The 26682-nt window shown below is 70.1% G+C and carries 22 protein-coding genes; 14 read left to right on the forward strand and 8 right to left on the reverse strand.

Going from position 1 to position 26682, the window contains the following annotated elements:
* The first annotated feature begins 205 nt into the window (after window positions 1-205).
* Window positions 206-727 (forward strand): hypothetical protein, encoded by a 522-nt coding sequence (locus ABB22_RS05950; protein WP_425477785.1) that lies wholly within the window; start codon window positions 206-208, stop codon window positions 725-727.
* A gap of 500 nt (window positions 728-1227) precedes the next feature.
* Here ABB22_RS05950 and ABB22_RS05955 read toward each other — a convergent pair whose 3' ends face one another.
* The gene (locus tag ABB22_RS05955) at window positions 1228-2484 is read right to left on the reverse strand and encodes a 6-phosphofructokinase (protein WP_055771773.1); all 1257 of its coding nucleotides are present in this window, start codon (window positions 2482-2484) and stop codon (window positions 1228-1230) included.
* Window positions 2485-2633: 149 nt separating this feature from the next.
* On the opposite strand from ABB22_RS05955, the gene ABB22_RS05960 reads away from it, so the two are divergent.
* The 3 genes from ABB22_RS05960 to ABB22_RS05970 all read left to right on the forward strand — a co-directional run bounded on the left by ABB22_RS05960 (window position 2634) and on the right by ABB22_RS05970 (window position 5686).
* Window positions 2634-3197 (forward strand): adenylate kinase, encoded by a 564-nt coding sequence (locus ABB22_RS05960; RefSeq protein WP_055771770.1) that lies wholly within the window; start codon window positions 2634-2636, stop codon window positions 3195-3197.
* A gap of 288 nt (window positions 3198-3485) precedes the next feature.
* Window positions 3486-4847: a UDP-N-acetylmuramate:L-alanyl-gamma-D-glutamyl-meso-diaminopimelate ligase gene (mpl, locus tag ABB22_RS05965; protein WP_055771767.1), complete on the forward strand. Its 1362-nt coding sequence runs from the start codon at window positions 3486-3488 to the stop codon at window positions 4845-4847.
* 230 nt (window positions 4848-5077) lie between these two features.
* Entirely contained in the window at window positions 5078-5686 is a 609-nt protein-coding gene (locus ABB22_RS05970) for an LON peptidase substrate-binding domain-containing protein (protein ID WP_055771764.1), read from the forward strand.
* A 392-nt stretch (window positions 5687-6078) separates the two neighbouring features.
* Here the strand turns inward: ABB22_RS05970 and ABB22_RS05975 are convergent, their stop codons facing one another.
* Window positions 6079-8091, reverse strand: coding sequence for a bifunctional DedA family/phosphatase PAP2 family protein (locus ABB22_RS05975; RefSeq protein ID WP_055771762.1), 2013 nt, complete (start codon window positions 8089-8091; stop codon window positions 6079-6081).
* Window positions 8092-8230: 139 nt separating this feature from the next.
* Between ABB22_RS05975 and ABB22_RS05980 the strand changes: the two genes are divergently transcribed.
* Window positions 8231-8893 carry a phosphotransferase gene (locus ABB22_RS05980; RefSeq protein ID WP_055771758.1) on the forward strand — a complete coding sequence of 221 codons (663 nt, stop codon included), beginning with the start codon at window positions 8231-8233 and terminating at the stop codon, window positions 8891-8893.
* 231 nt (window positions 8894-9124) lie between these two features.
* Here the strand turns inward: ABB22_RS05980 and ABB22_RS05985 are convergent, their stop codons facing one another.
* Window positions 9125-9814, reverse strand: coding sequence for a hypothetical protein (locus tag ABB22_RS05985; protein WP_055771755.1), 690 nt, complete (start codon window positions 9812-9814; stop codon window positions 9125-9127).
* A 139-nt stretch (window positions 9815-9953) separates the two neighbouring features.
* Here ABB22_RS05985 and ABB22_RS05990 point away from each other — a divergent pair, with 139 nt between their 5' ends.
* Complete coding sequence (locus ABB22_RS05990; RefSeq protein ID WP_055771752.1) at window positions 9954-10772, forward strand: SDR family oxidoreductase; 819 nt, start codon at window positions 9954-9956, stop codon at window positions 10770-10772.
* 122 nt (window positions 10773-10894) lie between these two features.
* Here the strand turns inward: ABB22_RS05990 and ABB22_RS05995 are convergent, their stop codons facing one another.
* Window positions 10895-11776: an ion transporter gene (locus ABB22_RS05995; protein ID WP_055771749.1), complete on the reverse strand. Its 882-nt coding sequence runs from the start codon at window positions 11774-11776 to the stop codon at window positions 10895-10897.
* 71 nt (window positions 11777-11847) lie between these two features.
* On the opposite strand from ABB22_RS05995, the gene ABB22_RS06000 reads away from it, so the two are divergent.
* Both ABB22_RS06000 and ABB22_RS06005 read left to right on the forward strand, forming a co-directional pair.
* Window positions 11848-13074 carry an acetylornithine transaminase gene (locus tag ABB22_RS06000; RefSeq protein ID WP_055771746.1) on the forward strand — a complete coding sequence of 409 codons (1227 nt, stop codon included), beginning with the start codon at window positions 11848-11850 and terminating at the stop codon, window positions 13072-13074.
* Window positions 13074-13538 carry an HIT family protein gene (locus ABB22_RS06005; protein ID WP_055771743.1) on the forward strand — a complete coding sequence of 155 codons (465 nt, stop codon included), beginning with the start codon at window positions 13074-13076 and terminating at the stop codon, window positions 13536-13538. The genes ABB22_RS06000 and ABB22_RS06005 overlap by 1 nt, the downstream gene beginning before the upstream one ends.
* Here ABB22_RS06005 and ABB22_RS06010 read toward each other — a convergent pair.
* Both ABB22_RS06010 and hemL read right to left on the reverse strand, forming a co-directional pair.
* Window positions 13500-14096, reverse strand: a complete 597-nt coding sequence (locus tag ABB22_RS06010) for an HAD family hydrolase (protein WP_057505107.1) — start codon at window positions 14094-14096, stop codon at window positions 13500-13502. The two genes, ABB22_RS06005 and ABB22_RS06010, sit on opposite strands and share 39 nt — an antisense overlap.
* A 106-nt stretch (window positions 14097-14202) precedes the next feature.
* Window positions 14203-15495 carry a glutamate-1-semialdehyde 2,1-aminomutase gene (hemL, locus tag ABB22_RS06015; protein WP_055771945.1) on the reverse strand — a complete coding sequence of 431 codons (1293 nt, stop codon included), beginning with the start codon at window positions 15493-15495 and terminating at the stop codon, window positions 14203-14205.
* Between the two features lie 152 nt (window positions 15496-15647).
* Between hemL and ABB22_RS06020 the strand changes: the two genes are divergently transcribed.
* Window positions 15648-16922 (forward strand): dipeptidase, encoded by a 1275-nt coding sequence (locus ABB22_RS06020; protein WP_055771738.1) that lies wholly within the window; start codon window positions 15648-15650, stop codon window positions 16920-16922.
* A gap of 495 nt (window positions 16923-17417) precedes the next feature.
* On the opposite strand, the gene thiE is transcribed toward ABB22_RS06020, so the two are convergent.
* Window positions 17418-18044, reverse strand: coding sequence for a thiamine phosphate synthase (gene thiE / locus ABB22_RS06025; RefSeq protein ID WP_055771735.1), 627 nt, complete (start codon window positions 18042-18044; stop codon window positions 17418-17420).
* A gap of 104 nt (window positions 18045-18148) precedes the next feature.
* Here thiE and ABB22_RS06030 point away from each other — a divergent pair, with 104 nt between their 5' ends.
* Window positions 18149-18304: a rubredoxin gene (locus tag ABB22_RS06030; RefSeq protein ID WP_055771732.1), complete on the forward strand. Its 156-nt coding sequence runs from the start codon at window positions 18149-18151 to the stop codon at window positions 18302-18304.
* A 323-nt stretch (window positions 18305-18627) separates the two neighbouring features.
* Here the strand turns inward: ABB22_RS06030 and ABB22_RS06035 are convergent, their stop codons facing one another.
* On the reverse strand, window positions 18628-19476 hold the full coding sequence (locus ABB22_RS06035; RefSeq protein WP_055771729.1) for a SirB1 family protein: 849 nt from the start codon (window positions 19474-19476) through the stop codon (window positions 18628-18630).
* 299 nt (window positions 19477-19775) lie between these two features.
* Between ABB22_RS06035 and ABB22_RS06040 the strand changes: the two genes are divergently transcribed.
* From ABB22_RS06040 to ABB22_RS06055, 4 genes are read left to right on the forward strand one after another with little or no spacing between them, the layout of a single operon-like run.
* A complete protein-coding gene (locus tag ABB22_RS06040; RefSeq protein WP_162838909.1) occupies window positions 19776-22052 on the forward strand; it encodes a TonB-dependent receptor in 2277 nt (758 codons plus the stop codon).
* Complete coding sequence (locus ABB22_RS06045) at window positions 22052-23374, forward strand: spinster family MFS transporter (RefSeq protein ID WP_055771723.1); 1323 nt, start codon at window positions 22052-22054, stop codon at window positions 23372-23374. The genes ABB22_RS06040 and ABB22_RS06045 overlap by 1 nt, the downstream gene beginning before the upstream one ends.
* A complete protein-coding gene (locus tag ABB22_RS06050; RefSeq protein WP_055771720.1) occupies window positions 23371-25008 on the forward strand; it encodes a carboxylesterase/lipase family protein in 1638 nt (545 codons plus the stop codon). The genes ABB22_RS06045 and ABB22_RS06050 overlap by 4 nt, the downstream gene beginning before the upstream one ends.
* Window positions 24999-26600 carry an AMP-binding protein gene (locus tag ABB22_RS06055; RefSeq protein ID WP_055771717.1) on the forward strand — a complete coding sequence of 534 codons (1602 nt, stop codon included), beginning with the start codon at window positions 24999-25001 and terminating at the stop codon, window positions 26598-26600. The genes ABB22_RS06050 and ABB22_RS06055 overlap by 10 nt, the downstream gene beginning before the upstream one ends.
* Window positions 26601-26682 lie beyond the last annotated feature (82 nt).

Consider the following 26682-nt stretch of genomic DNA (forward strand, 5'->3'; position numbering starts at 1 on the left):
AACGCGGGACACGCCGGGGATGAAGCACTGGAACAGACCCGGAGCCATGCAGCGGCCGTGGTACGTGTCGCGGTGTTCAACTTTTCCTGGAGCCGTGGCGAGTATGGGTCAGCTGCCGTTCACTGTCACGGGTCGGTCACGCTTGCCATTGCGTTCAGCGCCGGGCTGGCACCGTGCTGCTTTCCATGATCAGCGAGGCTGGCCGATGAAGATGGGGCGTGGAATGCTGTCGATACCCTTGCTGGCCCTGCTTCCGCTGGCCGCAGGCGCGCAGGCGCCCGCGGCGGCGCAACCGGAGATACAGCGTCCACCCGGGACCGCGCAGGCGACGGGGGCGGTGCACACCGTGCGGCAGATTCCCGAAGCCTGCACCCGCATCGAAGGTCGTTTCACCGGCCAGGCCGATGCGCCCTACGACATGCAACTGGCGCGTACCGATGCGCGCTGCCAGCCGCGCGCGGCGCTGCTGGACTTCGCCCAGGTCCAGCCGGGCAAGGACGGCTGGCGGCTCAACGATCGCATCCGCATTCCCGCCGCGGCCTGCCCGGGCCTGCAGGCGGTGGTCGAAGTCTGGCGGCGTCCGGTCGAACAGCCAATGACCCGCGATGGGCAGGGCCAGTTGCGTGTCTACCTGGGCGAAGCCCGCCAGCAGGCCGAAGCCGGCAAACTGGCGTCGTTGCCGGCATTCGCGGTGAACCTGGCGATGGAAGGCAAACCCTGCCGCTGACCGCAGCCGGCGTAGAGCGGGCAACGCCCCGCTGGGGCATTACCGGCCAAGCCCCGCCGGGCGTTGCCCGGCGCCACAGATCGCCGCCATCTTGTAGAGCGGGGCAACGCCCCGCTGGGGCATTACCAGCCAAGCCCCGCCGGGCGCTGCCCGGCGCCACAGATCGCCGCCATCTTTGTAGAGCGGGGCAACGCCCCGCTGGGGCATTACCGGCCAAGCCCCGCCGGGCGTTGCCCGGCGCTACAGATCGCCGCCATCTTGTAGAGCGGGGCAGCGCCCCGCTGGGGCATTACCGGCCAAGCCCGGCCGGGCGTTGCCCGGCGCTACAGATCGCCGCCATCTTGTAGAGCGGGGCAAGGCCCCGCTGGTGCATTACCGGCCAAGCCCCGCCGGGCGTTGCCCGGCGCTACAGATCGCCGACATCTTTGTAGAGCGGGGCAAGGCCCCGCTGGGGCTTCGCCGAAAAAGCATCCGTCGTGTGTCGCCGGATGACGCGCGGCTCAGCCTTCCCAGTCCGGAAGCTTCTTCGCCACCGCCACGTTCTTCAGCGTCACGTACTTCGGCAGGCCGTCGCGGCCCCAGGGCAGCGGCGCTTCGCCGCGGATCAGCGGCTGCAGGTAGCGGCGCGCCTTCCCGGTGATGCCGAAACCATCCTTGCGGATGAAGCCGGCCGGCATCTTCTTCTCGTGGTTGGCCACCTTGGACAGCGGCGCGGCCTCGATCTTCCAGCGGTACGGCGCATCGGACGTGCGCACGATTACCGGCATCACCGAGTTCCGCCCCTCCAGCGCGAACCGCACTGCCGCCTTGCCGACGGCCTGCGCCTGCTCCCAGTCGGTCTTGCTGGCGACATGGCGGGCCGAGCGTTGCAGGTAGTCGGGCAGGGTCCAGTGCACCTTGTAGCCAAGCTCGGCCTTGACCCGGCCGGCCAGGTACGAGGCGACGCCGCCGAGCTGGGTGTGGCCGAACGAATCGGCAGCGCCGCCGGCATCGGCGACGAAGCGGCCATCAGCGGTGTGGATGCCTTCGCTGGCAACCACCACGCACCAGCCTACCTTCGCCACCACCTGCTTCACCTTCGCCAGGAAGGCGGCTTCGTCATAGGCGCGTTCGGGCAGCAGGATGATCTGCGGCGCGTCGTCGGGATTCTCCCCGGCCAGCCCGGCCGCAGCAGCCAGCCAGCCGGCGTGGCGGCCCATCGCCTCATGGATGAAGACGCGGGTGGAGGTCTCGGCCATCGCCGCCACGTCCAAGGCGGCTTCGCGCACTGAGACGGCGGTGTATTTGGCGGCCGAGCCGAAGCCCGGGCAGGTGTCGGTGACGGCCAGGTCGTTGTCGATGGTCTTGGGCACGCCCACGCAGGTCAGCGGATAACCGAACTCCTCCGCCAGTTGCGAGACCTTCAACGCGGTGTCGGCCGAATCGTTGCCGCCGTTGTAGAGGAACCAGCGCACGTCGTGCGCCCTCAGCACCTCCAGCAGGCGCTCGTACTTCGCCCGGTCCGCCTCCAGCGACTTGAGTTTGTAGCGGCACGAGCCGAATGCGCCGCCGGGGGTGTGGGCCAGCGCGGCGATGCTGGCGGCCGATTCCTTCGAGGTGTCGATCAGGTCCTCGCGCAGGGCGCCCAGGATGCCGTTGCGTGCCGCCAACACCTTGATTTTCTTCGCCCTTGCTTCGGCGATCACGGCCGAGGCGGTGGCATTGATGACGGCGGTGACGCCACCGGACTGGGCGTAGAGCAGGGTACCTCGGGACATGGGTGGGACTCTCCGGGCGGGGACATTTCCGGGACATTGGCCGGATGCGGTAAGCTGCGTTATTGCGGTGCAGCGTGAATCGGCCCATGAGTCTAACGCCGCTGTCCGTCCCTGGAAGAAACGTCCTCTACATATCAAGGGAGTCAGGAATGCGATTGGTTCTGTTGGGACCGCCCGGTTCGGGCAAGGGCACGCAGGCGACCCGCCTGAAGGAAGAACTGCAGATTCCGCACATCTCCACCGGTGATCTGCTGCGCGCCGAAGTGGCCGCCGGCACCGAGCTGGGCCGGCAGGCCAAGGCGGTGATGGATGCCGGCAACCTGGTGTCCGACGACATCCTGCTGGGCATGCTGGAAGCGCGCCTGGCCCAGGCCGACGTCGCCAATGGCTTCATCCTCGACGGCTACCCGCGCAACGTGGCCCAGGCCAACGCGCTGGGCGAACTGCTGGCACGCCTGCAGCAGCCGCTGGACGCCATCGTGCAGCTGGACGTGCCGACCGAACTGCTGGTCGAGCGCATCGCCGGCCGCGCCAAGGAGCAGGGCCGCGCCGACGACAACCCCGAATCGGTGCGCCAGCGCCTGCAGGTCTACAACGATTCCACCGCGCCGGTGATCGATTTCTACGCCGCCAAGGGCACCCTGGCCCGCGTCGACGGCGTGGGCGAGCTGGACGAGGTGCTGGCCCGCATCTTGGCCGCCATCAAGCATTGATGACACCGTTCCGGCGCTGCCGGAACGCAGAAAACGAACGCCCCGGACCATGCGCTGGTCCGGGGCGTTCGTCATAGAGGGGCCAGCAGATGGGCGTGCTCAGAGCCCCGCAGCATGAGCTCCCTGGGGATGGGCCTCTTGGGGAGTAGGACCTTAGGGATACTACGGCTGGCCCGTGCATTCTCGGTACGAATGTCCTGCGACGGTATAGGATTTTTCCCTACAGAACGGTAGGGGTGTCGCCGCGATGGCGTACCCGAGCGTCGGCGCATCGGCGACAATCGGCGCATGAGCAAGATCCATATCCTCGGCATCGCCGGTACTTTCATGGGCGGCGTGGCCGCCCTGGCCCGCGAACTCGGCCACCCGGTCGAAGGCAGCGACCAGGCGGTGTATCCGCCCATGTCCACCCAGCTGGAAACGCTGGGCATCGCCCTGGCGCAGGGCTACCTGCCGGGCAACATCGGCGCCGATTGCGACGAAGTCGTGATCGGCAATGCGCTCTCGCGCGGAAACGCGGCGGTGGAGGCGGTGCTCGATGCGGGCCGGCGCTATACCAGCGGCGCGCAGTGGCTGGCCGAAAACGTGCTGCCCGGCCGCGACACGCTGGCCGTGGCCGGCACCCACGGCAAGACCACCACCACGACGATCCTGGCCTACCTGCTGCAGGCGGCCGGGCGCGAGCCGGGTTTCCTGATCGGCGGCGTGGCCGAGGATTTCGGCATGTCCGCGCGCATCGGCCAAGGCCGCGAGTTCGTGGTCGAGGCCGACGAATACGACACCGCGTTCTTCGACAAGCGCAGCAAGTTCGTCCACTACCGGCCGCTGGTGGCGATCCTCAACAATCTGGAATACGACCACGCCGACATCTTCCCGGACGTGGCGGCGATCCAGCGCCAGTTCCACCACCTGGTGCGCACCGTGCCCGGCCGCGGCCGGCTGATCGTCAACGGCGAGGACGCGCGCCTGGCCGAAGTGCTGGCGATGGGCTGCTGGACGCCGGTGGAGCGCTTCGGTTTCGACCCTGCGCTGGAATGGAGCGCGCGCCTGCTCGAACAGGACGGCAGCGCGTTCGCGGTGCTGCATCGTGGCGCGGAAGTGGCGCAGGTGCGCTGGCCGCTGCTGGGCCGCCACAACGTGCTCAACGGCTTGGCCGCGCTGGCCGCGGCGCATGCGGTGGGCGTGGACGTGGCCGCGGTGGCGCCGGCGCTGGCCGGCTTCCACAGCGTCAAGCGCCGCCTGGAAGTGATCGGGCAGGCGCGCGGCGTGACCATCTACGACGATTTCGCCCACCATCCCACCGCCATCCACACCACGCTGGAAGGACTGCGCGCGAAGGTCGGCGCTGCGCGGATCGTGGTGGCGATGGAGCCGCGCAGCAATTCGATGCGCCTGGGCGCGCACGCGCAGGCGCTGGCGCCGTCGCTGGACATCGCCGATGCGGTGGTGTTCCTCGCCCGTCCGGAGCTGCCCTGGGATGCGGCCGGGGTGATCGCGGCGGTGCGCGGCGATGCGCAGGCGGTGGCCGACACCGACGCGCTGCTGGCGCGGCTGGGCGGGGCGGTGCGCGACGGCGACCACGTGGTGTTCATGTCCAACGGCGGCTTCGACGGCGCGCCACGCCGCTTCCTCGCGCAACTGCAGGGCTGATGCGCCTGCCGGGCGCGCGTCGGCGCTGCCGCCGCGCCGGCTCCATGCGAGCGGGGGTGTCCGTGCCCGCATACCGGCCGGACCGGGCAAGGGCAATCGTGGGCGGAACCTGTCCGCAAGGCGCAAGTCCGCCCGCGATGGTCCACAGGCAATCCATCGTGGCGGAGAGATAACCGCCGCTGCGCTACCCTCATCGTGTATCCCACTGTTCCCGGAGTCCGGCCAGGCCGATGACCGACACGCAAACCTTGCCCCTGTTCCCCTTGCACGGCGTGCTGCTTCCCGGCGCCGCACTCGGCCTGCGCGTGTTCGAAGCGCGCTACCTGGACCTGGTGCGCGAATGCGGCCGCCAGGGCGGCACCTTCGGCATCTGCCTGATCCTCGAGGGCGAGGAAGTCGGCGCGCCAGCCACGCCCGCGGCCTGGGGCGTGGAGGCGCTGGTCGAGGATTTCGATGTCGGCGCCGATGGCGTGCTGGAGCTGCGCCTGCGCGGCGCGCGCCGTTTCCACGTCAACCGCACGCGGGTGCGCGACAACGGCCTGGTGGTGGCCGAGGTCGAATGGCGCGATCCGGATCATGACGACGAACTGCGGCCCGAGCATGCGCTGCTGGGGCTGCTGCTGGAGCGCATCCTCGAACAGGCCGGCGGCGAATTCGCCGGCGCCGGGCCCGCGCAGCTGGACCAGGCGGCATGGGTGGGTTGGCGGCTGGCCGAACTGCTGCCGCTGGAGGATGAGCAGCGATTGGTGCTGCTGCAGGAAGACGACCCGCACCAGCGCCTGGACCAGCTGCTCACCTGGATTCCCGATTTCGAACCACCGGCGGAAGCCGAGCTGTAGCGCCGGGCGGCGCCCGGCGGGGCTTTGCCGGGAAGGCTCCAGCGGGGCGTTGCCCCGCTCTACAAGGCGGCGGGGTTCTGTAGCGCCGGGCAGCGCCCGGCGGGGCTTCGCCGGGAAGGTTCCAGCGGGGCGTTGCCCCGCTCTACAAGGCGGCGGGGTTCTGTAGCGCCGGGCAGCGCCCGGTGGGGACTTTGCCGGGAAGGCTTCAGCGGGGCGTTGCCCCGCTCTACAAGGCGGCGGGGTTCTGAGGCGCCGGGCAGCGCCCGGCGGGGCTTTGCCGGGAAGGCTCCAGCGGGGCGTTGCCCCGCTCTACAAGGCGGCGGGGTTCTGTAGCGCCGGGCAGCGCCCGGCTGGGCTTTGCCGGGAAGGCTCCAGCGGGGCGTTGCCCCGCTCTACATGCTCTCGTGGGCCTGCGCGCTGCGGACCATCAGCAGCGGCATCCCGCTCTCCGGCATCGCCTGGGTGCGGGTGTCCATGCCGTCGAGCGATTGCTTGACCGCCTCCAGCGCCGGATCCACGCCGCGCAGCGGCAGCCACAGGCCGAACAGCTTGAAATGGCGCTGGTAGCGCAGGGTCTGCGCGCTGCCCAGCCACAGTGGCGCCTGGCCCGGTTGCAGCCGTACCGGCGCCGGCCACAGGCGCAGTGCATACAGTTCATCCGGCTGCGCGCCCTGGCGCAGCATCAGCAGCGACTCGACATTGGTGTCCAGCGTCGCCGGCAGTACCGGTACCTGTTCCGGCGTGGCCTTGCTGTCGAGCATGGCCAGGGCCTGCTGCCAGCCGGCCTGCGGCTGCAGCTTCCAGCCGTGGCGCTCCAACTGCTGCTGCAGGGGCGCCAGCGGCCCGGCTACCTGCACGTCCAGCGGCCAGCGCTGGTCATCGTCGAACTCGTTGCGGCGCGCCGGCAGTTCGCGCCAGCCGTCCTGCCACCACCCGGCCGCGTCCATCATCCGTGGCGCTTCGGCCGCCGGTTCGAACTTGGCCAGCTTGGCCGGCACGTTGCGCGGCGCGTACCAGAATCCGGCCAGCAAGAACACGCCGTAGAACAGCCACGTCACCGGCTTGACCCAGAAGGAGCGGTTGAAGCGGCGGCGGTAGGCGATGCCCAGCACCAGCAGCCAGAAGATGCCGAACAACATGCCGCCGATGACATCGCTAAGCCAGTGCGCGCCCAGGTAGAGGCGGGCGAAGCCAATGATCGTGACCACGATGCCCGACACCAGGTACGGCCACACCCGCGTGCGGCCGGGCAGTTCGCGGCTGATCAGCACGGCGAAGAAGCCGAAGGTGATGGTGGCCATGGTCACCGATACCGAGGGAAAGCCGAAACCGCTGCTGGCGGCCGGCGGCCGCACCACGTCCACGGTGGCGCCGAGCAGCTTGGTCAGCGCCAGGCCGAACGCCAGCGCGGCCAGCCAGTGCGCGGCGGCCATCCAGCGCCGGCGCCAGCACAGGTAGCCCATGCCCGCGGCGGTGGCCGGCAGCAGCACCTGCCAGTCGCCCAGCGAGGCCAGCGCGGCCATCGGGTAATCGGCCAGCGGATTGCGCAGGGCCAGCATCAGGTGGTGCACGGCCAGGTCCAGCGCCAGCGGCTCGCCGTGGCCGACCACGACCATCAGCAGCACGAACCAGCCCCAGCCCAGCAGCAGCAACATCAGCGCGAGCATCGCCAGCGGCACCGACTCGCGCCGGCGCGGGTCGAACAGGTCGTTCCAGTAGCGGCCGAGCAGGTGCGGATGGCGCTGCGACCAGCGCAGCAGGCGCGCCAGCCAGCCGTCCATGCGTGCGGCCGACCATCGGTAGCCATACAGCACGATGGCCCATACCAGCCCCAGCATCACCCCGAGCAGGGCCACCACCAGGAACAGCCGCCCGGCCACTGCCGCCACCGCGTCGTAGGCCTGGCCCAGCGCCCAGCCCGGCAGCAGGAACAGTACCGCCCACGACAGGCTGGCGACGGCGCTGGGTTGGGCGTAGCGCGCCAGCGGCATCTTCGCCATGCCGGCGATGGCCGGCACGAACGGACGGATCGCGCCGACATAGCGCGCCACCAGGATGCTCTTGAACGCATTGCGCCTGAACAGCAGTTCGCCACGCTCCAGCAGCTGCGGATAGCGGCTGAACGGCCACACCCCGCGCAGGCGGTCGCCCCAGCGCCGGCCGACCCAGTAGCTCAGTCCATCGCCGCAGAACGCGCCCAGGGTGGCGCAGGCCACCGCATAGGGGCCGGAGATCTCGCCCATGCCGATCAGCACGCCGACGGCGATCATCAGCGGCAGCGCCGGCACGATCGCACCGAGGATGATGACGGCGTCGCAGAAGGCGATGGCGAAAATGACGGCGCCGGCCAGCACCGGGTGCGCGGCGATCCAGGCCAGGGTGGTGTCGATCCAGGAAGAGTCCATCGCGGGATTATAGAAGGGCGCGGGTGTCAGACCGGTGGCATGCGACGAGGTTCCGGACAGCGGCCGTGCAGGTAGGGAAAACCCCTGGACACGGGGCGGCCGGCCCGGCCAACGAGGGCCGGACGCTAGAATGGCGCCGATGGCGAACACCAACGAAGACGGCATCCAGATCCTCAAGTCCGACAGCTTCGGCCGCATCCTGCTGGTGCGCGAGGGGGGGCGCCGTTTCGTGCGCCGCGATCTCGGCGCCACGCCGTGGTGGCTGCGGCTTCCGGCCTGGTGGCTGGCACGGCGCGAGGCCCGCGCGCTGGCCAGACTGGGCGGCATGGAGGCGACCCCGCAGCTGCTGGGCTGGGACGGGCGCTGGCTGGACCGCAGCTACATGGAAGGCGCGGCGATGCACCTGCGCCCGCCGCGCGGCGACGTGGCCTGGTTCCGCGCCGCGCGCCGGCTGCTGCAGCAGGTGCACCGCCATGGCATCGCCCACAACGACCTGGCCAAGGAAGCCAACTGGCTGGTACGCGCCGACGGTTCGCCGGCGCTGATCGATTTCCAGCTGGCGGTATGCGGCGACCCGCGCTCGCGCTGGATGCGCCTGCTCGCCCGCGAGGACCTGCGCCACCTGCTCAAGCACAAGCGCATGTACTGCAGGCAGGCCCTGACGCCGGTGGAGCTGCGCCTGCTCAAGCGCCATTCGTGGGTGCGCGAACTGTGGTTCGCCACCGGCAAGCCGGTCTACCGCTTCGTCACCCGGCGCATCCTGCACTGGGAAGACAACGAGGGGCAGGGGCCGAAGATGTGATCCATCCCGCGCAGCGGGATGGATCACCGGAAAACCAGACCGCCTTGTAGAGCGGGGCAACGCCCCGCTGGGGCATTACCAGGCAAGCCCCGCCGGGCGTTGCCCGGCGCTACAGAACCCCGCCGCTTTGTAGAGCGGGGCAACGCCCCGCTTGGGGCATTCCCAAGCAGGCGCCGCCGGGCGTTGCCCGGCGCCACGGAACCGGGTCGCCGTATAACGCTCCGACCCGGCTCAGCGCACCTCCACCACCTGCCTGCCGAGGTAGCGACGCTGGGCGTCGAAGTCATAGCCCAGAGTGAGCACGCCGTCGTCGGCGCAGGCATGGCAGCCGCGCAGCGGGGTGGCGTAGAGCAGGCGCACGCCGCCATCGGGCAGGGGCGCAGTGCCGGCCGCCTGTGCCGGGGCGAAGGGTGTGGCATCCGGATGCCTGTCGAAGAAGGCCTTGGCCGATGCCTCGGCGCGCGCGCTGTCCGGCAGCACGTCGGCGTCCACGTCGATGGTCCTGCCCTCGGCGTCCACCAGCCAGGTGCCCTCGTTGGTGTTGGCGCGCAGCGGGAATTCCAGCGTCGCCACGCCGACGCCGGACTGGTCGTCCCATGCGCTCACGTAGCCGGGGTTGTCCTGTGCGGCCAAGCGCTGCGCGGCGGCGATCGCGGCCGGTGTCGCCCCGGCGCCGCGCATGGCCTCGACCACGCAGTTGCCGCCGGCGGGCGGTGCGTCGCTGCGGCAGGCGTCGGTCGATCCGCTCCACACCGCGCTGGCGTCGATCCGCGAGGGGACGGCGTCGCTGTTGCCAAGGCCGGTGGTCTGCCCGGCGGCATCGCGCGGGCGCGGCGCATCGGCCGGCGCGGCGGCCTGTTTCTGGCAGGCCGCCAGGGAAAGGGCGAGCAGCAGGGGAACGGCAACAGTCAACGGTTTCATTGGAACGCACGACGGATACGGGAGGGCGCCAGTATCGGCATCGCGCATTAACGGCAGGTGTTCGACGCGCGCGGCCATGGGCGGCGGCGGTCATGGCGCATAATGCGCTCCGCTTTCATCGGGTATCGCGGAGTCGCGCATGAGCAGCCTGCAAGGCAAGACCCTCTTCATCACCGGCGCCTCGCGCGGCATCGGCCTGGCCATCGCGCTGCGTGCCGCGCGCGACGGCGCCAACGTCGCCATCGCCGCCAAGTCGGCGGTGCCCAATCCCAAGCTGCCGGGCACCATCCATACCGCGGTCGAGGCGGTGAATGCGGCCGGTGGTCGCGGCCTGGCGCTGAAGTGCGACATCCGCGAGGAAGACCAGGTGCATGCGGCGGTGGCGGCCACGGTCGACACCTTCGGCGGCATCGACATCCTGGTGAACAACGCCTCGGCGATCTGGCTGCGCGGCGCACTGGACACGCCGATGAAGCGCTTCGACCTGATGCAGCAGGTCAATGCGCGCGGCAGTTTCCTGTGCGCGCAGGCCTGCCTGCCGCACCTGTTGCAGGCGCCGAATCCGCACATCCTCACCCTCGCGCCGCCGCCGAGCCTGGATCCCAAATGGTGGGGGCCGCACACCGGCTACACCCTGGCCAAGATGGGCATGAGCTTCGTGACCCTGGGCCTGGCCGCCGAGTTCGGGCCGCAGGGCGTGGCGGTGAACGCGCTGTGGCCGCGCACCATCATCGCCACCGATGCGATCAACATGATTCCCGGCGTCGATGCCGCCGGCTGCCGCCGCCCGGAGATCATGGCCGATGCCGCGCATGCGGTGCTGGTGCGCGAGGCGGCCGGCTTCAGCGGCCAGTTCCTGATCGACGACGAGGTGCTGGCGCAGGCCGGCGTGGCCGACCTGTCCGCCTATGCGGTCGATCCGTCGCGGCCGCTGCTGCCGGACCTGTTCCTCGACTGAGCCACCGCGATGGCCGCGGCCATCGCCCGGCGCCGCGATGGGGCATGCCGCCTGCTGCCTCCCGGTGCTGGTGCCGGCCGGGTTCGCCCGGGCCGGCAGCGCGTGGAGCAGCCGGCTCGTGCTTACGGCTCGAGCGGCTCGGGCAGTTCATGCCCGCAGCGGTTGCAGTAACGCGCCGCCGGCTCGTGCCCCTCATACCCGCAGACGACGCAGCCGCGGTCATCGCGGCGGCGCCGGCCGGCCGCGGCCTCGGCCTGGCGCATGCCGTTGGCCAGTTCGGCGGTGTAGATGCCGGTGGGCACGGCGATGATGCTGTAGCCGATCAGGATCAGCGCCGAGGTGACGAAGCGCCCCAGCGTGGTCTGCGGCACGATGTCGCCGAAGCCGACCGTGGCCATGGTCACCACCGCCCAGTACATGCTGGCCGGGATGTTGCTGAAGCCGTGGCTGGGGCCCTCGATCACGTACATCAGCGAGCCGGCGACGATGGCGATGGTGATCACCAGCGACAGGAACAGCAGGATCTTGCGGCGGCTGCGCCACAGCGCCTGCATCAGGATGCCGCTTTCCTCGATGTAGCGGGTCAGCTTGAGGATGCGGAACACCCGCAGGATGCGCAGGGCGCGCACCACCAGCAGGGTCTGCGCGCCGGGCAGCAGCAGCGAGAGATAGGTGGGCAGGATCGCCAGCAGGTCGATGATGCCCCAGATGCTGAGCGCATAGCGCAGCGGCCGCCGCACCACCAGCAGGCGCAGCGCGTACTCGGCGCTGAACAGCAGGGTGAAGCCCCATTCGGCCACGTAGAACCACGACGCCCAGGCGGCATGGATGTGCTGCACGCTGTCCAGCATCACCACCAGCACGCTGGCGACGATGGCGTAGACCAGCAGCAGGTCGAAATTGCGCGAAGGCCGGGTATCGCGCCGGTAGATGATGTCGAACCAGCGGCGGCGCCAGCCGGTCTCGGAGGCGGGGTTCAGTTGCGGGGTCGAGAACAGTCGCATGGCGGCATTGTGCCGCAGCCCGCGTAATGGGAGAGAATGCGTCTTTCGCCCACCCTACTTGCCGGAACGCCATGACCGCTGTCGCCGAACCGCTGTTGTCCCTGTCCCAGTACTACCTGCCGGTGTACCGGCCCCGCCAGCTCGTGCTCGAGCGCGGCCAGGGCGCCCGCCTCTGGGATACGCAGGGACGCGAGTTCATCGACCTGGCGGCCGGCATCGCGGTGTGCAGCCTCGGCCACAACAACCCGGAGCTGAAGGCCGCGCTGCTGGCCCAGGCCGACAAGCTCTGGCACACCAGCAACATGTTCTACAGCGAGCCGCCGCTGCACCTGGCGCAGGAGCTGGTGGAGGCCTCGCGCTTCGCCAGCCGCGTGTTCCTGTGCAATTCCGGCGCCGAGGCCAACGAGGTGGCGATCAAGCTGGTGCGCAAGTGGGCCGCCGCGCAGGGCCGGCCGCCGGAGAAGCGCGTCATCCTCACCTTCCGCGGCAGTTTCCACGGCCGCACCCTGGCCACGGTGACCGCCACTGCCCAGCCCAAGTACCAGGAGGGCTACGAGCCGCTGCCGGGCGGTTTCCGCTATGCCGACTTCAACGACGTGGCGCAGCTGGAAGCGGCCATGGCCGGCGGCGACGTGGCCGCGGTGATGTTCGAGCCGGTGCAGGGCGAAGGCGGGATCATGCCGGCCTCGGCCGAGTTCATGCGCCGCGCCCGCGAACTGTGCGACCAGCACGATGCGCTGCTGGTGCTGGACGAGATCCAGGTCGGCATGGGCCGCACCGGCGAGCTGTTCGCGCACTGGAACTGGGGCGTGACCCCGGACATCGTCAGCCTGGCCAAGGCGCTGGGCTGCGGTTTCCCGGTCGGCGCCATGCTGGCCGGCCCGAAGGTGGCCGAGGTCATGGGCGTCGGCGCCCACGGCACCACCTTCGGCGGCAACCCGCTGGCCGCGGCAGTGGCGCGGGTGGCGCTGCGCACGCTGGCCTCGGACGAAATCCGCGCCAACGTCGCGCGCCAGTCGGCCGCGCTCAAGGCCGGGCTGGAAGCCATCGGCGCCGAGTTCGGCGTGTTCGAGCAGGTGCGCGGCATGGGCCTGATGATCGGTGCAGTGCTCAAGCCCGAGTACGTGGCCGACATCGGCACGCTGCTGGACCTGGCCGCCGAAAAGCAGGTGCTGATCCTGCAGGCCGGCACCAGCGTGCTGCGCTTCGTGCCGCCGCTGAACATCACCGACGAGGAACTGGCCGAAGGCCTGAAGCGCGTGCGCGAGGCGATCGCGGCGTACGTGGCTTCGCGCTGATGCAGGAATGTGTGTTCTGCGCCATCCTGGCCGGCGAGCTGCCGGCCAGGATGGCGTGGGAAGACGCGCAGGTGGTGGCCTTCATGGACCTGCGCCAGGCCGTGCCCGGGCACGTGCTGGTGGTTCCACGGCAGCATGCCGAAACCCTCTACGCGCTGGACGAAGCCCTTGCGGGGCAGGTGATGCGCGTGGCGCACCGGGTGGCGCGGGCGTTGCGCGACACGCTCGCACCGGACGGGCTCAACCTGTGGCAGTCCAACGGCGAGGCCGGCGGACAGGAAGTGCCGCATTTCCATCTGCATGTGCAGCCGCGCAGACATGGAGACGGCCTGCTGGACGTCTACCCGATGGGCGTGCCGGCCCCTTCGACGATGGCGCAACTGGAGCCGTTGGCGACGCGGCTGCGCAACGCGCTGGGCGGCGGTTCACAGCAGGTGCCAGCGCCGCAGCACGCGGCGCAGTGACTGGGTGTGGTGCGCGGTGTCGGCGTGCAGGCCGGCGCTGCGCGCGCCCTGCACGTTGCGGAACAGATGGTCGATGAACAGCGTGCGCGCGGGTGCGCTGCCCAGCCTTTCGGCGGCGGCCAGATAGATGCGCGGGTCGGGTTTGCGCACGCCCACCGTGGCGCTGCACAGCACGTCGGTGCCGGGCAGCAGGGCGGCGATCGCGGCCACGCTCAAGGGACCGTTGTTGGTGAGCACGGCGACGCGGATGTCGGGCGGCAACCGTTGCAGCAGGGCGAGCGTGTCGCGGCGCAGGCTGCTGGCATGGGTGCGTGCGGCGGACCAGTCGGCCGCGGACAAGCGGCTGCCCAGATGTGCGTTCAGGGCCTGCAACAGCGCATCGCCATCGAGCTCGCCACGCGCGTGGGCCAGCTCCAGCCCTTCGCCACGCAGCAGTTCGTCGACCTGCGCCGGCATGCAGCCGGCTGCATCGGCCAGGTGCCGGAGATGGCGCGGATGGTCGTAGTCGGCGAGCAGGCCGTCGAAGTCGAGCAGCAGGGCGTGGATCATCGGAATCATGGATGCCGCCCCCGTGGGAGCGGCATCCATCGCGACCGAAGTGTTCCTGCGAAAGCGCCGGTCGCGGCCTGCATTGCCACTCCTGCACGGGCGAGGTGGAGGGCGATCAAGCGGCGGCGACCACCTTGAACGCTTCGCGTGCGGCGGCCAGGGTGGCATCGATCACCGCGTCGTCGTGCGCGCTGGACAGGAAACCGGCCTCGTAGGCCGACGGCGCCAGGAACACGCCGCGCTCCAGCATCGCGTGGAAGAAACGGTTGAACGCCGGGAGGTCGCAGGCGGTGGCCTGGGCGTAGGTCTCCACCTTCTCGTGGGTGAAGAACAGGCCGAACATCGCGCCGACGCAGGTGGTGGTGACGGCGACGCCGGCCTCGCGCGCGGCCGCTTCCAGCCCTTCGCACAGGCGTGCGGTACGCGCGGCCAGCGCATCGTGGAAGCCCGGCTGCTGGATCAGCTCCAGCATCGCCAGCCCGGCGGCCATCGCCACCGGATTGCCGCTGAGCGTGCCGGCCTGGTAGATCGGGCCGGCCGGGGCGATCTGCTGCATCAGTTCGCGGCGGCCGCCATAGGCGCCCACCGGCATGCCGCCGCCGATGATCTTGCCGAAGGTGGTCAGGTCCGGGGTGATGCCGTAGTGCGCCTGCGCGCCGCCCAGCGCCACGCGGAAGCCGGTCATCACTTCGTCGAAGATCAGCAGCGTGCCGTGCTTCGTGCACAGCGCGCGCAGGTGCTGCAAATAGCCCTCGCGCGGCGGGATGCAGTTGGCGTTGCCGACCACCGGCTCGATGATCAGGCCGGCGATCTCGCTGCCCTGCTGCTCGAACAGGGCGGTGGCCGCCTCGAAATCGTTGTAGGGCAGGGTGAGGGTGAGTTCGCTCAGGCCGGCCGGCACGCCCGGCGAGGTCGGCACGCCCAGGGTCAGCATGCCGCTGCCGGCCTTGACCAGGAACGAGTCGCCGTGGCCGTGGTAGCAGCCTTCGAATTTGACGATCCTGCTGCGCCCGGTGGCGCCGCGCGCCAGGCGGATCGCCGACAGCGTGGCCTCGGTGCCGGAGTTGACCATGCGCACCATCTCGCACGAGGGCACCAGGCCGGTGATGGCCTCGGCCATGGTCACTTCGGCCGGGCACGGCGCGCCGAACGACAGGCCGTTGCCGATCGCCTGCTGCACCGCCTCGCGCACCGCCGGGTGGTTGTGGCCGACGATCATCGGGCCCCACGAACCGACGTAGTCGATGTAGCGGTTGCCATCCACGTCGAACAGGTACGCGCCGTCGGCGCGCTGCACGAAGAACGGCTCGCCGCCGACGGATTTGAACGCGCGCACCGGTGAGTTGACGCCGCCGGGCAGCAGCTTCTGCGCGCGGTTGAACAGGGCATGGGACTGGTCGTGGTTCAAGGACATGGCATAGCTGCGTGGCGGGGATTGCGCCCATTGTCCGCTTTCGCGCCGGGCGCTGCCACGCGCCGGGGAATCCATGACCAATGGCCTGCAAGGGGGCGGGTGGGCGCATGCAAGAATGCGGGATGATCCGTTCCGAAGGGAGAGCCATGAAGTTCGATACGACGTTCAAGGCCGGCGCGCTGTCGGCTGCGCTGCTGCTGGTCTTCGCCGCGACCGCCCAGGCCGGTACCGGCCCGGAGAAGATCTCCGAGCGCGCACGCGCCATCCAGGCCCGCGCGATCAATCTCGATACCCATCTGGATACGCCGGCGCTGTTCTCGCAGCCGGGCTGGAAGATCACCGACCGCCATTCATTCCAGGGCGACGGCTCGCAGATCGACTACCCGCGCATGCTCGAGGGCGGGCTGGACGGCGGCTTCTGGGTGATCTTCACCGGCCAGGGCGAGCGCGATGCCGCCGGCAACCTGAAGGCGCGCGATGCCGGCCTGGTGCGCCTGTCCGAGATCCGCGAGATGGTCGCGGCCAACCCGGACAAGTTCGAACTGGCCACCACCGCCGACGACGCGGCGCGGATCAAGGCGGCGGGGAAGAAGTCGGTCTACATCAGCATGGAGAACGCCTACCCACTGGAGCATGACCCCAGCCTTCTGGGTTTCTATTACAAGCAGGGGCTGCGGATGCTTTCGCTGGCGCACATCAGCCACAACGATTTCGCCGACTCGGCCGGCATGGGCGTGGCCCCGGCAGGCGAGCACGGTGGCCTGAGCGACAAGGGCAAGGCGATGATCGCCGAAGCCAACCGGCTGGGCATCATCCTCGACCAGTCGCATGCCTCCAATGCGGTGTTCGACCAGATGCTCGAACTGAGCAGGGCCCCGATCATCCTTTCGCACAGCGGCGCCTATGACGTGTTCGCGCACTCGCGCAACATCGACGACAAGCGCATCCGCGCGCTGGCGAAGAAGGGCGGCGTGATCCAGGTGAACTCGCTGGGCGGTTACCTGATCGACACCGGCGCCACCCCGGAGTACCGCGCCGAGCGGCGCAAGGTCTATGAGTCCTTCGGCGACCGTCACGACCTGAGCGACGCCGAGCGCGAGCAGGTCAAGGCGCGGATGGCGGAGCTGGACGCGAAGTACCACATCCGCAAGGCCGATTTCGACGACTACATGCGCCACCTGCTGCACATCATCAAGGTGGCCGGCTGGGAGCATGTCGGCCTGGGCGCGGACTGGGACGGCGGCGGCGGTGTCGACGGCTACGAGGACATCACCGCGCTGCCCAAGGTGGTGCAGGCCCTGCTCGATGCCGGCTACGACGAGCGGCAGATCGGCGGCATCCTTGGCGGCAACACCGTGCGCCTGATCCGCGACGTACAGGCGCTGGCCGACCCGGCGGCGGTGAAGGCGGCGCTGGAGTAAAGCGCTGCCCTGCGGGAGCGGGGCCGTCCGCGATTGCTCCTGCGCCGACGCAACGGAGGGCGCTCGCTGACAACGCCCGGCTGGGCTTTGGCGGCAATGCTGCAGCGGGGCGTTGCCCCGCTCTACAGGGATGGCCGATGGTGCGGGTGCCTGTAGCGCCGGGCATCACCCGGCGGGGCCTGCCCGGTAATGCCCCAGTGGGGCGTTGCCCCGCTCTACATGGGCGGGACGATGGTGATGGCGCTTGTAGCGCCGGGCATCGCCCGGCGGGGCCTGCCCGGTAATGCCCCAGCGGGGCGTTGCCCCGCTCTACATGGGCGGGACGATGGTGATGGCGCCCGTAGCGCCGGGCATCGCCCGCTGGGGCCTGCCCGGTAATGCCCCAGCGGGGCTTTGCCCCGCTCTACATGGACGGACGATGGTGATGGCGCCTGTAGCGCCGGGCATCGCCCGGCGGGGCTTTGGCGGCAATGCCCAGAGGGGCGTGGCGCCGCTCTACGCGAAACAGGCCCGGTAGCCGCGCAGCGCGGCTACCGGATCGTCGGCGGCGAACACGCTGCTGATGACCGCGAGCAGGTCGGCGCCGGCCTCGACCAGCGGCGTGCTGTTGTCCGGGGTCAGTCCGCCAATCGCCACGCGCGGCACGCCCAGCGCCGCGGCCTCGCGCAGCAGGTGCGGATGCGCGCGCCGCGTGGTGGCCTTGCTGCGGCTGGGAAAGAACGCACCGAAGGCGACGTAGCTGGCGCCGGCGGCCACGGCACGTTGCGCCAGTTCGATCTGGTCGTAGCAGGACGCGCCGATGATGGCGCCGGGGCCGAGCAGGGCGCGCGCCGCGGCGATGTCGCCGTCGTCCTCGCCCAGGTGCACGCCGGCCGCGCCGATGGCGGAAGCCAGCGCGGCATCGTCGTTGACGATCAGCGGCACGCCGGCGGCGGCGCATAGCGCCTGCAGGGCCAGAGCCTGTTCATGGCGGGTGGCGGCATCGGCCACCTTGTTGCGGTACTGCAGCCAGATGGCGCCGGCGGCGAGCAGCGGGCGCGTGCGTTCGAGCAGGCGCGCGGTATCGGCTTCGTCGGGGGTGATCAGATAGACGCCGCGGGCGGCGCTCAGAGCGTGGGGCATGGATGGCTACCTGTACGGCGGCGGGAGTGGGACAATCAGCGGCCGCCCTTGTGTTGCTGTGATTATCCAATGCCTGACGCTCCGCCTCCACTTTCCGCACCTGGATGTGCGTCGTCTGCGGCTTCATCTACAACGAAGCCGACGGCCTGCCCGAGGAAGGCATCGCCGCGGGCACGCGCTGGGAAGACGTGCCGGAGACCTGGACCTGCCCGGACTGCGGCACGACCAAGGACGATTTCGAGATGGTGGAGCTGGACTGAGGTCCAGCAGGCGCCGGGCGATGCCCGGTGCGCTTTCCCGGTGAGGCCCCAGCGGGGCGTTGCCCCGCTCTGCACGGGACAGGGTTCTGTAGCGCCGGGCAGCGCCCGGCGGAGCTTTCCCGGCGAAGCCCCAGCGGGGCGTTGCCCCGCTCTACACGGGACAGGGTTCTGTAGCGCCGGGCAGCGCCCGGCGGAGCTTTCCCGGCGAAGCCCCAGCGGGGCGTTGCCCCGCTCTACACGGGACAGGGTTCTGTAGCGCCGGGCAGCGCCCGGCGGAGCTTTCCCGGTGAAGCCCCAGCGGGGCGTTGCCCCGCTCTACGGGGTCAATGCAGCTGGGGGCGCTCGCCGCCCAGGTCGATCAGGCGTTCGCGCATCTGCGCCGCGTCGGCGGCGTCCGGCTCCAGCCGCAGGTATTGCGACAGGTCGGCGCGGGCGCCGGCCAGGTGCTGCAGCCGCAGGTAGGCCAGGCCGCGGTCGCGCAGTGCTTCGGTCTGTTCGGGGGCGAGCTTGAGGATGCGGTCGGCACTGCGCGCGGCGCGATCCCATTCCTCGCGTTCGGCGTAGACGCCGTAGAGATTGCGCAGCATGCGCATCAGGATCGCGCGCGCCGGCGCCGGGTCCAGGATCTGCGCCAGCACCTGGTCGTCGGGCGTCTCGCCGCCGAGGTTGCTGCGCGCGCGCTCGCGCAGTTCGTCCACGCTCAGCGGGCGCCCGCCATTGAACGGGTCCATGACCAGCACCCCTTCCTCCACCGGCAGCCGCACCAGGAAGTGCCCGGGGAAGGAAATGCCTTCCAGTGGCAGGCCGAGCCGGCGCGAGACTTCCATCTGCACCAGGGCCAGCGAGATCGGGTTGCCGAGCCGGCGCGTGACCACCTCGTTGAGGTAGCTGTTGCGCGGGTCGTAGTAGGCGTCGTGGTTGCCGCTGTAGCCCAGTTCGTTGAACAGGTGGTGGTTGATGGCGGCCACCTTCAGCGGCCACTCGGCGATGGCCTCCACCTCCACCCGCAAGTGGTCGGCATGGGCCTGCAGCAGCCGGTCGTAGCGGGCCGGGTCCAGTTCCGGGTATTCGTCGCGTGCGATCAGCAGCGCGGTGGGCAGCAGGGGCAGCGCGTCGTCGGCCAGTTCGGCCAGCGCGTCCCAGTGCGGCAGGGTGAGGCGTGTGTCGGACATGGCCCAAGACTGGCGGCAAAGCGCGGCCGGTTCAAGGCATGGCGCTGCGGGCGGTGCAGGGGCCTTTTGCGGACGCGCCGGTGGTCGGTCGCAGTGCGCCAACGGAGCCGGTCGCGGCGGGCGTGGCCAGCGCCGCAGAGGGTGCTCCGGCGATGGTGTCGAATAATATTCACGCTCGTGTGAGTGAGTGTTGACATCGGCCCCCGCCAGCCCGCAGTATCCGGTTCGAAGCGTCTTGCTGAGTCAGCACTCTGGGAGGGGGTCTGTGTATGGGAAGTCGTACGTTTGCAGTTGCATCAATGGCCGCATTGCTCGCGATGCCGGTATCCGTTCTGGCGCAGGCCACGGCGGCGGTGATCGAGAAGCAGGCCCGGGAAGGGAGCGAGCGGGAGACCGCCAAGGCCCATGAGCTGGATACCGTCATCGTCAGCGCCACGCGTCGCAGCGAGCCGCTGAAGGACGTGCCGCTGAGCGTGTCGGTGATGTCCCAGGAAGAGCTCGATGCCAAGGGTGTCGTCGGTTACGAAGGGCTGGCCTATGAAACGCCGGGCGTGATCCTCAACCGTGCCAGCGCAAACTTCAACAATTTCACCGCGCGCGGCATCGCCACCAACGGTTATGGCGCTGGCCTGCAGAGCACGGTGGCGATCTATATCGACGAACTGCCGATCTCGGCCAACGGCAACTCGACCATTCTCGACCCCAGTCTCTACGACGTGGAGCGGGTGGAGTTCCTGCGCGGGCCGCAGGGCACGCTGTTCGGTTCCGGCTCGCTGGCCGGCGCGCTGCGCATCCTGACCCATGCGCCGGATCCCAATGTGTTCGAGGGATCGGCGCTGGTCGACCTCGGCGTCACCGGTTCCGGCGCGCTGCGCCAGCGCTACAACGCGATGCTGAACATCCCGCTGGCCGAGGACACGATGGCGCTGCGCGTGGTCGGTTTCTCGCGCAATGAAGACGGCTACATCGACAACGTCGGTACCGGTGTCAAGAACGCCAACTCGCTCAAGAGCTGGGGCGGCCGCGCCACCCTGCTGTGGGAGCCGACCGACCGCCTTTCGGCGCAGATGCGGCTCTCGCGCGAGGAAAGCACGCCGGAGGATTCGTCCCTGGTCAATCCGGACCTGGGCAAGGACAAGCGCCGCTCGGACCGGCCGGACAAGTTCACCGGCACGATGACCAACTACAACCTCACCCTGGGTTACCAGTTCGATGGGGTGAAGCTGACCAGTTCCTCGACCTGGTCGGACTACAAGGCGCTGTTCAACGTCGATCTCGCCGGTACCTACAACCAGGCCCTGGCTTTCGCCCTGGACGGGCCGGGCGAGAACCGTACCTTCGTGCAGGAAGTACGGCTGGTGTCCGACACCGACGGCCCGCTGGACTGGGTGCTGGGCGGCTTCCACTACAAGCGCGACCGCGACGTGTTCTTCGGTTACCGCTCCAACGAGCAGTACCTGGCGCAGAGCGGCATCACCGGCCTGCCCGACGAGTACTACCTGCGTTACCACACCTACGACGTGACCAGGGAACAGGCGCTGTTCGGCCAGCTGACCTGGCACTTCAGCGACGATGTCTGGGCGACCGCGGGGGTGCGCTACGGCAGCATCCAGGCGCAGGGCTTCACCCGCGAGGGCGGCTACAGCAGCGACTACCTGACGCTGGCCTACTACTGCAGCTTCTACGGCGTCTGCGGGCTGCCGGTGACGATCACCCCGGTCGAGGCTGCCACCGGCGCCAAGGCACGCGAGACCGGTCCGTCCTACCGGGTCAGCGCTTCGTGGCGGCCGGTTCCGTCGATCACCACCTATGCGGCGGTCGCCACCGGCTTCCGCGCGCCGGTGGTCAATGCCCGCGCCGGCTCGGCCAGCACCATGGATCCGGACGACCTGATCATTCCGTACGGTGCCGATTCGGACAAGCTGACCAACTACGAGCTGGGCTTGAAGGGTCGCTGGCTGGACGGCCGCATGGCCGCCAACTTCGCGCTCTACTACATCGACTGGAGTGACATCCAGGTCCAGGCCAACCGCGTGTCCGACCAGGTGCAGTTCGCCACCAACATCGGCGGCGCCTACAGCCGCGGGCTGGAGTTCGAGCTGATGGCGATGCCGGCGATGGGCTGGACGCTCGCCCTCAACGGCGCGTTCAACCAGGCCCGGGTGGACCGGCTGACTCCGGCCGAGGCGGCGATGTCCGGCGCGGTCAAGGACGCACGCCTGTCGGGTCCGAAGTTCAGCGGTTCGGCCACGGCCAACTACAGCTTCGACCTGCCGCGCAACGCCCAGGGCAATGCCTCGCTGGCCGTGGCCCACGTCGGCGCCTACCCCAACGCGTTCCCCCATGTCCCCGGCCAGCCCGGCGTGGTCAGCCCGACGTTCGACTACACCCAGGCCCACACCGTGGTGAACGCGAGCGTGGCCGCGGCCTTCGGCACCACCACCGTCGGCCTGTACGTGGAGAACCTGTTCGACGACCGCTCGGTCAACTACGTGCATCCGGAGGCCTTCATCGACGGCCGCTACGGCGTAGTGCGGCCGCGTACGGTAGGCGTGCGCGTCGGGTACACGTTCTGATGGCCGGTGTCGTTCCGGCCCCCCCGGGCGCGCCAGCCGCGCGCCCGGGAGTGGCGGCCTGGCTGGTGCTGGCGGTGCTGTGCTTCGTCTATGTGCTGAACTTCCTGGACCGGCAGCTGCTGTCCATCCTGGCCAAGCCGATCCAGGACGAACTGGGGATCAGCGACGGCCAGCTTGGCCGTATCGGCGGCCTGTACTTCGCGATGTTCTACTGCATCCTGGCGATCCCGGTGGGCTGGCTGGCCGACCGTGCCAACCGGGTGCGGGTGCTGGCCTTCGCCTGCGCCCTGTGGAGCGCGGCCACCGCTGCCTGCGGGCTGGCCGCCAACTATCCGCAACTGGTGCTGGCGCGGATGACCGTGGGCGTCGGCGAGGCCGGCGGGGTGCCGCCGTCCTACGCGATCATCTCCGACTATTTCCCCTCGGGTACGCGCGGTACCGCGCTGGGCCTGTTCAACCTCGGCCCGCCGATCGGGCAGGCGCTGGGCGTGGCCTTCGGGGCCTCGATCGCCGCCGCCTATTCCTGGCGGCTGGCTTTCGTGTGGGTCGGCGTGATCGGCATGGTCACCGCGGTGGGCGTGTGGGCATTCGTGCGCGAGCCGAAGAAGGGAGGCCTTGACCAGCCCGCCGACAGCGGCGATGCCGCCGCGGCGCTGGAGCCAAGGCCGGGCCTGGGCCAGACCTGCAGGGCGTTCTTTGCCAATCCGGTACTGCGCGGCATGGCGCTGGCCTGCGGCGCGACCCAGTTCGTCACCTACGGCATGATCAACTTCACCGTGCTGTTGCTGATGCGCGAGAAGGGCATGAGCCTGGAGGACGTGGCGCTGTGGTACGCGCTGGTGATCGGACTCGGCACGATGTCGGGCATGGTCCTGTCCGGGCGCCTGATCGACCGCCTGGCGCGGCGTTCCAGGACCGCCTACGCCTACCTGCCGGCCGTGGGCCTGATGCTGGCCTTGCCGTTGTTCGTCGCTTTCGTCTGGGTGGACAGCTGGCGGCTGGCCTTGTTGTTCCTGCTGCTGCCGACCGGGCTGAATTATTTCTACCTGTCGCCGGCGGTGACCCTGGTGCAGGAGGACGTGCGCCCGAACCAGCGCGTGCTGTCCGGCGCCTTGCTGTTGCTGGTGATGAACCTGATCGGTCTCGGCCTGGGGCCGACCTGGCTGGGCGCGGCCAGCGACTTCTTCCGCGCCAGCCATCCGCACAATTCGCTGCAGATGGCGTTCTACACGCTCATTCCGTTCTACGTGCTGGCCATCGCCCTGTTCCTGTGGCTGGCGCGCAGCATCCGTCGTCAGGCATTGCAGGAGGCAAATCCATGATCCGTACCCTCATCCGCGCGCTGGCCGTTTCCGCGGCGCTGTGCAGCGCGCAGGCCCTGGCGGCGCCGCAGGTCCAGGCCCCGGCCGGCACGCTGAAAGGCGAAGCGCTGGCCGACGGCATCCACGCTTTCCGCGGCATTCCCTATGCGCAGGCGCCGGTGGGCGCGCTGCGCTGGCGGCCGCCGGTGGCCGCCGCGGCGTGGAAGGGGGTGCGCGATGCCACCCGCTTCGGCCCGGCCTGCATCCAGCCCGCGCCGCGCCCGGGTAGCCTGTACGCGCCGGGCGAGCCGCTGCCGACCAGCGAGGATTGCCTGTCCTTGAACGTATGGGCGCCGGCCGACGCGAAGGACGCCCCGGTGTTCGTGTGGATCCATGGCGGCTCGCTGACCGGCGGCTCGGGCAGCGAACCGATGTACGACGGCGCGCGGCTGGCCGCCCAGGGGCTGGTGGTGGTGAGCATCAACTACCGCCTCGGCGTGCTGGGCTACCTGGCGCACCCGCAGCTCAGCGAGGAGTCGGCCGACGGCGTGTCCGGCAACTACGGCCTGCTCGACCAGATCCAGGCGCTGCGCTGGATCCAGCGCAACATCGGCGCTTTCGGCGGCAGTGCCGGCAATGTCACCATCGCCGGCGAATCGGCCGGCGCGCTGAGCGTCATGTACCTGATGGCCGCGCCCGACGCGCGCGGGCTGTTCCACAAGGCCGTCGCCCAGAGCGCCTACATGATCTCGACGCCGGCGCTGCGCACGACCGTGCACGGCACCCCGGCGGCCGAGCAGTCCGGCCTCGAGCTCAGCCGCAAGATCGAAGTGCGCGGGCTGGCGCGCCTGCGCGCGATGGACGCGCAGGAGCTGACCGCCAAGGCGGCGGCCTCCGCGTTCCTGCCGCTGGCCAACGTCGACGGCAAGGTGCTGCCGCTGCAGCCGGTGGAGGCCTTCGACCGCGGCGAACAGGCGCCGGTGCCGATCCTGGCCGGCTACAACGATGGCGAGATCCGCTCGCTGCGCTTCCTGCTGCCGCCGGCACCGGCCGATGGCGCGGCCTACGCGGCCGAGATCCGCGCCCGCTACGGCGACCTGGCCGAGGCGATGCTGCAGCGCTATCCGGGCCAGGACCTGGACGCGGCCATGCTGGCGACCACGCGCGACGCGATGTACGGCTGGACCGCGGAACGGCTGGTGCGCAAGCAGACCGCGCTGGGCCAGCGCGCCTACCTGTACTACTGGGACCATGGCTACCCGACGGCCGACGCGGCCGGGCTGCATGCCTTCCACGCCGGCGAGCTGCCCTATCTGTTCGGCACGCTGCGCACGACGCCGCCGTGGTGGCCGCAGATCCCGGATACGGCGGCCGAGGCCAGCCTGTCCGCGGCGATGGCCGGCTATTGGGCGTCGTTCGCGCGCACCGGCGTACCCGCCGCGACGGGCATGCCGGAATGGCCGGCCTTCGGCCAGGCGCAGGCCTACATGGCGTTCGGCGCCGTGCCGGCGCCCGGCGAGCATCTCAAGCCCGGCATGTACGAACTGGTGGAGACGGTGGTGTGCCGGCGCCGTGCGCACGGCGGCCTGCCGTGGCACTGGAACGTCGGTATCGTCGCGCCGCCGCTGCCGGAGGGAATGGCAGGATGTCCTTGATCCACGGCCAGATGCAGGACTTCGCGCTGACTCTGGACAAGTTCCTGGACCACGGCGCCAAGTGGCACCCCGATGTGGAAGTGGTCACCGCCGGCGGCGACGGCGCCGTGCAGCGGATCGGTTATGCCGCGCTGGCGCAGCGCTGCCGCAAGGCATCGGCGGCGCTGGTGGCCTTGGGCCTGGGCGCCGGCGACTGCATCGCCACCCTGGCCTGGAACACGCAGGCGCATGTGGAAGCCTGGTTCGCGTCGATGGGCATGGGCGCGTTCTGCCATACCTTGAACCCGCGCCTGAGCGATGCGCACCTGGTGGACATGCTGCTGCAGTCGCGCGCGCGCGCGCTGCTGGTGTCGGCCGACCTGGCGCCGCTGGCGCGGCGCATCGCCGCGCGGGTAGCCACGCTGGAACACGTGCTGTCGATCGACGGCGACGCACTGGAGGGCGGCGGCACGCAGGTCGTCGCGCCGTTCGAGACGCTGGTCGAGCAGGCGCAGGGCCAGGTCCGGTGGGGCGGGTTCGACGAGCAGGCACCGTGCGGCTTGTGCTTCACCTCCGGTACCACCGGCGCGCCCAAGGGCGTGACCTATACCCATCGCGGGGTGTTCCTGCACACGCTGCGCGCGCTGCAGGCCGACACCATGGCGCTGTCCACCCGCGACAGCGTGCTGCTGGCGGTGCCGATGTTCCATGCCAACGGCTGGGGCGTGCCGTTCGCCACGCCGGCGGTGGGTGCGCGGCTGGTATTGCCGGGCCGGCACTTGGACGGCGCCAGTCTGGCGGCGCTGATCAATGCCGAGTCGGTCACCGTGGCGCTGGGCGTGGCCACGGTCTGGCTGGCGCTGCTCGAGCACCTGGAGGCCACCGGTGGGCAGGTGCCGACGCTGCAACGGGTGATCGTCGGCGGTGCGCCGATGGCCCCGGCGCTGATGGAACGCATCGAACAACGCCTGGGCGTGAGCGTGCAGACCAGCTGGGGCATGACCGAGCTGTCGCCGACCGGTACCGTGGCGCCGCCGGGCGACCGGCAGCGGGCGGCGCACCTGTCCGGGCGGCCGTCCATCGGCGTGGACCTGCTGTTGACCGATGCCGAGGGCAACGCACTGCCGCAACAGCGCGGCGTGGAAGGCCACCTGCGCGTGCGCGGGGCCAGCGTGGTGCAGTGCTACTTCGGCCAGGTGCAGCCGGCGGTGGACGCCCAGGGCTGGTTCGATACCGGCGACCTGGCGCGCATCGACGGCGATGGCAGCCTGGTCATCACCGGGCGCGCCAAGGACCTGATCAAGTCGGGCGGGGAATGGATCAACCCCGGGGAAATCGAAAGCATCGTCGGCGAGCGGCCCGAGGTCTCGCTGGCCGCGGTGATCGGCCGCGCGCACCCCAAATGGGGCGAGCGTCCGATCCTGCTGGTGGAGCTGCGCGACGGCTGCGCGCTGACCGATGCGGCGCTGCTCGACGCGCTGCGCGGGCGGGTGGCGTCGTGGTGGTTGCCCGACGCGGTGGTACGGGTGGACCACATGCCTTTGGCAGCGACCGGGAAAATTGACAAAATGCGCCTGAGAACCGAATACGGCGCCGCCGGCAAGGGGCAATGAACGCGCTGTCGCCCAGCCGCGTGCGCCGTGCGATGCACTGGAGGCGCAAGCGTGTCAACGGACACAGTATCCCGGCCTGGAC

It is taken from the genome of Stenotrophomonas nitritireducens (assembly GCF_001431425.1).
In the GTDB taxonomy this organism is placed as follows: domain Bacteria; phylum Pseudomonadota; class Gammaproteobacteria; order Xanthomonadales; family Xanthomonadaceae; genus Stenotrophomonas; species Stenotrophomonas nitritireducens.

What these genes read in the sequence shown, in the direction of transcription:
- ABB22_RS05950 (WP_425477785.1), top strand. Translation starts at nt 206, where the DNA reads ATGAAGATGGGGCGTGGAATGCTGTCGATACCCTTGCTGGCCCTGCTT.
- ABB22_RS05955 (WP_055771773.1), bottom strand. Translation starts at nt 2,484, where the DNA reads ATGTCCCGAGGTACCCTGCTCTACGCCCAGTCCGGTGGCGTCACCGCC.
- ABB22_RS05960 (WP_055771770.1), top strand. Translation starts at nt 2,634, where the DNA reads ATGCGATTGGTTCTGTTGGGACCGCCCGGTTCGGGCAAGGGCACGCAG.
- mpl (WP_055771767.1), top strand. Translation starts at nt 3,486, where the DNA reads ATGAGCAAGATCCATATCCTCGGCATCGCCGGTACTTTCATGGGCGGC.
- ABB22_RS05970 (WP_055771764.1), top strand. Translation starts at nt 5,078, where the DNA reads ATGACCGACACGCAAACCTTGCCCCTGTTCCCCTTGCACGGCGTGCTG.
- ABB22_RS05975 (WP_055771762.1), bottom strand. Translation starts at nt 8,091, where the DNA reads ATGGACTCTTCCTGGATCGACACCACCCTGGCCTGGATCGCCGCGCAC.
- ABB22_RS05980 (WP_055771758.1), top strand. Translation starts at nt 8,231, where the DNA reads ATGGCGAACACCAACGAAGACGGCATCCAGATCCTCAAGTCCGACAGC.
- ABB22_RS05985 (WP_055771755.1), bottom strand. Translation starts at nt 9,814, where the DNA reads ATGAAACCGTTGACTGTTGCCGTTCCCCTGCTGCTCGCCCTTTCCCTG.
- ABB22_RS05990 (WP_055771752.1), top strand. Translation starts at nt 9,954, where the DNA reads ATGAGCAGCCTGCAAGGCAAGACCCTCTTCATCACCGGCGCCTCGCGC.
- ABB22_RS05995 (WP_055771749.1), bottom strand. Translation starts at nt 11,776, where the DNA reads ATGCGACTGTTCTCGACCCCGCAACTGAACCCCGCCTCCGAGACCGGC.
- ABB22_RS06000 (WP_055771746.1), top strand. Translation starts at nt 11,848, where the DNA reads ATGACCGCTGTCGCCGAACCGCTGTTGTCCCTGTCCCAGTACTACCTG.
- ABB22_RS06005 (WP_055771743.1), top strand. Translation starts at nt 13,074, where the DNA reads ATGCAGGAATGTGTGTTCTGCGCCATCCTGGCCGGCGAGCTGCCGGCC.
- ABB22_RS06010 (WP_057505107.1), bottom strand. Translation starts at nt 14,096, where the DNA reads ATGATTCCGATGATCCACGCCCTGCTGCTCGACTTCGACGGCCTGCTC.
- ABB22_RS06020 (WP_055771738.1), top strand. Translation starts at nt 15,648, where the DNA reads ATGAAGTTCGATACGACGTTCAAGGCCGGCGCGCTGTCGGCTGCGCTG.
- thiE (WP_055771735.1), bottom strand. Translation starts at nt 18,044, where the DNA reads ATGCCCCACGCTCTGAGCGCCGCCCGCGGCGTCTATCTGATCACCCCC.
- ABB22_RS06030 (WP_055771732.1), top strand. Translation starts at nt 18,149, where the DNA reads ATGTGCGTCGTCTGCGGCTTCATCTACAACGAAGCCGACGGCCTGCCC.
- ABB22_RS06035 (WP_055771729.1), bottom strand. Translation starts at nt 19,476, where the DNA reads ATGTCCGACACACGCCTCACCCTGCCGCACTGGGACGCGCTGGCCGAA.
- ABB22_RS06040 (WP_162838909.1), top strand. Translation starts at nt 19,776, where the DNA reads ATGGCCGCATTGCTCGCGATGCCGGTATCCGTTCTGGCGCAGGCCACG.
- ABB22_RS06045 (WP_055771723.1), top strand. Translation starts at nt 22,052, where the DNA reads ATGGCCGGTGTCGTTCCGGCCCCCCCGGGCGCGCCAGCCGCGCGCCCG.
- ABB22_RS06050 (WP_055771720.1), top strand. Translation starts at nt 23,371, where the DNA reads ATGATCCGTACCCTCATCCGCGCGCTGGCCGTTTCCGCGGCGCTGTGC.
- ABB22_RS06055 (WP_055771717.1), top strand. Translation starts at nt 24,999, where the DNA reads ATGTCCTTGATCCACGGCCAGATGCAGGACTTCGCGCTGACTCTGGAC.